General features: G+C 50.9%; 3 protein-coding genes. All 3 read left to right on the top strand.

What is annotated here, in order from left to right; translation table 11 throughout:
* Positions 1 to 366: 366 nt before the first annotated feature.
* The 3 genes from KI787_15635 (at position 367) to KI787_15625 (ending at position 3,081) form a co-directional block, all read left to right on the top strand.
* Positions 367 to 1,146, top strand: coding sequence for a GIY-YIG nuclease family protein (locus KI787_15635; protein MBV6631386.1), 780 nt, complete (start codon positions 367 to 369; stop codon positions 1,144 to 1,146).
* Positions 1,147 to 1,282: 136 nt separating this feature from the next.
* Positions 1,283 to 2,212, top strand: coding sequence for a hypothetical protein (locus KI787_15630; GenBank protein ID MBV6631385.1), 930 nt, complete (start codon positions 1,283 to 1,285; stop codon positions 2,210 to 2,212).
* Between the two features lie 662 nt (positions 2,213 to 2,874).
* Entirely contained in the window at positions 2,875 to 3,081 is a 207-nt protein-coding gene (locus KI787_15625; GenBank protein ID MBV6631384.1) for a hypothetical protein, read from the top strand.
* Positions 3,082 to 3,226 lie beyond the last annotated feature (145 nt).

The following is a 3,226-nucleotide window of genomic DNA, read 5'->3' as shown; positions in this document are numbered from 1 at the left end:
GTTTGGCTACGCCAATACTCGCCCGCTCGCAAGTGCCGCTGAGCTAGGGTGTTAGGCTGCAGTGAGAATCAGGTGGTAGACCAAAGCGCCAAACGATTTCGATGCCCCACTTGTCGAGAATTGACCAAAGGAAGCCGAAGTGCCAAAAACTGCATTGCGTGTGCCCGGAAACTGCGAGCCAATACGCTCGTTGCTCGCAAGACCATAGAAATTGAGGCACTTGGATTTACGGTGGTATCTCACATTGAGGGAGATCGTTTCAGAGTACGGCATTTCTGTGGCAGAGAATGGAACAGTGCCCATAAAAACCTAGTGCGACAAGGGCGCAAATGTTCATGTTTCTATCCGGCGCGCCGAAGAGCGTTTTTGGAATCTCTTCCTGAAAAGAGGCACCCATCGCCACGCCTGCCTGGGCTCTCAAGGTCGGGGGTATATCGGATTCAATGCGACGAGGATTTTTACATAGGTTCAGCTCTTGATATTCGCAAGAGAAAAAACTCGCATTTCCGCGATTTGAATCTGAAATCCCATCGAAATTTGAAGCTGCAAAGAGCATACCTGACGTCTGCCAAGGTAACTTTCGCAGTCGTTGAATTTTGCGACGCGGATGCCCGATGCGCTAGGGAGCAACATTACATCGATACTCTTTCGCCGACGCTGAATATTTCTGAGCATGCGGAAAATACGATGCAAACCCCGGAAATATTGGAAAGGATTTCCGGGGTTAATAATTACAATGCAAAGAACAGCGAAGCGGAGTTGGAGGCTGTGCTGCTTAAGCTTGTTGAGACTGGCGATCTGGATGAAGTCGTCTCCGCCACCGGCGTGTCACGGCATGTTGTCGCTGACATATCATCCGGGAAAAGCCACAAATGGCTTGCTAGAAAGATGCCAGAGGAGTACCGCACCGTGAGGCTGCAGCATGGAATGAAGCGGCTCACTGTCGAAAGGGTCGAACAGATATTGCGGGGTGCGCTTGATGGAAGGTCGAAATTGTCATTGGCGCAACAATTCGACGTGGATCGCAATGTCATCACACACGTTTTGGATCGTACGAGGAACTACGCTCAGAAGTTGTATTCCGAGCTTCCGAACCTCCGGCAAATGTGGATAGAGCTCGATGAAAAAAGAGGCAGGCAACATTGATGCGCTTGTACTCGCACAGCTCACGTGGACAGCCGCCTAACAACACGCTGCAAGGGACGTTTGACCCGTGGCCCATTTTTGCTCCCGCAAAAACGTTCCCCGCCTCAAACGCCCCTGAGCGTGGGCGTTAGGCGTCATGACCCAGCATGAAGTAATCGTTGTCGCTTGGGACGGGAAAGAGAAGCACTTATTCAACATTACGGCGGAGCAATTTCTCGACCTTGAACGATCCTCGACGCGGCTAACCTTTGGCGTTGTGTTTGAACAGCGACTCGACTTACTGATAGAAAATTTTGCTGAGTTAGAGCGTTGCATCATCGATGCGGCTCTCCGCTATGCAATTTTTGGTGGCGATACATATGATCAGCTCGGTCAAGCACGTCACACCGCAAATAGATATCTGTCGAATCTGATGTCGAGTGCCAAGATGTACTTGGATCAGACGTCCCACGATCTTTCGTCTATTTTCGGGCACGGCTCTGAGGCTCACTTAACATTTGTGCAGGCATCACGAGACGAGTATGACCGATCACTTTCTTATCGGTGTCTTGAGGCGCTTAGAAATCATGCTCAACATCGTGCATTGCCTGTTCATGGAATGGAATTTTCTGTTGGAGTCGATGAGGTGGATTCGGATAGCAAGTTCACTAAACACAAAGCTTCAATGTCTATTTCCGTAAGAACGTTGAAGCGCGAAGGCAGCTTCAAAGCGGCAGTACTGAGCGAGTTGGAGGAGTTTGAGTCTGATGACGATAGAATCCAGCTAATGCCTTTTGTCCGCGATTACATAGGCGGCATCGGAGTGGTGCATCGAAAGACCAGGGAGTTTCTGGAGCCCACATTTGTCAGGGACGACTCACAAATAAGCCTGCTTTTTGATCTTGTTGAGGACGCGGTCGGAAAACGCGACGCCAGAGTGGATGTAATATTCAGGCCGAAGGGTAGCCCGGAAAGGTCACGCTACTTTTCAGAGAGGGCAACTAAGGATCGTCTGGCCTACGCTAAGAAGAACCCGAGGCCACACAGTTTGGATCGGCACTATGTGTCTTCGAGGCCTGACAAATGACGCCTAACAATGCGCTTCAGTCGGACACTTGCGAGCAGGCTGCGTTTGGCTACGCCAATCCTCGTCCGCTCACAAGTGCCGCTGAGCTTGGGTGTTGGGCGTCATGAGTGAGCATTTGCCATTTTCAGCGTATTTGGCGTGTACGGCTATCTCAACGACTCTGGCATTCCTACTGTCGGCCAGGAAAGCACGAGCGCGCTATACCGAAGATGAGCTCCTTGCAATACACTCCGGTTGGCTTTCCTTAGTTTTACTGGCTTCTCCGATTCTTCTGTACCTGGCTTTGTCCAAGTCGAGTAACGGAGTGATTCAAGTTCTTGGCTCAGAAGGCGTCTCCACACTCTCAGCGGTGTTTGCGTTCTTCGGCGCAATGGAGCTGTGTGGCGCGTTCGCTATGAATCACACGATGAAACTCCGCCCTCAACGCATACAGGCCGTTTGCTCATCTGTATTGCTTCTTTATTCGGTGGCCTTAGTAACAGTAGTAGAACAAATTCACTCCCAAAACCCTAGCTACCTATCAGCGGCGTGGAACTGTGTCTTGGTTTTGTGGGGAATATTTGCGTATTTTGGCTCGGCCGGGGTCGTTAGGCTCGCAGAAGCTCGGACGGGCGCCCAGGAAAGTTGATGTTGTCTGTATAGCAGAGCAGGTGTTTCAAACTATGCAAAATGTGGTTCATTGGTCGGAGTTACCTGCTTCGACCGTAGAGGAAGCGATGGATTTTCTTTTTCACGTCTCCTCTGCACTTAAAACGCAAGCTGTCGCGTCACCGTTTTTCGACCTGCCTGAGCACGGTGCTTTAAAAGCACAATTGTCAGAAATGGCGGATGAGCTTCATGGGATGCAAACGGACATCTCATGCAGCTGACGCCCAACAAATCGCTTCAGCTGACGTTTGACTCGCCGCTCGGTTTGGCTACGCCAATCCCTCCCGTCGAATCAAACGCAGCTGAGCTCAGGTGTTAGCCGACTGGAGGATTTATGAACCCAGAAGAGTTCGACCGCTTCCTCGG

Source organism: Oceanococcus sp. HetDA_MAG_MS8 (assembly GCA_019192445.1).
Taxonomy (GTDB): Bacteria; Pseudomonadota; Gammaproteobacteria; order Nevskiales; family Oceanococcaceae; genus MS8.
Note: the sequence above shows the minus strand (reverse complement) of the source record. Positions and strands in the feature narration are given on the sequence as shown.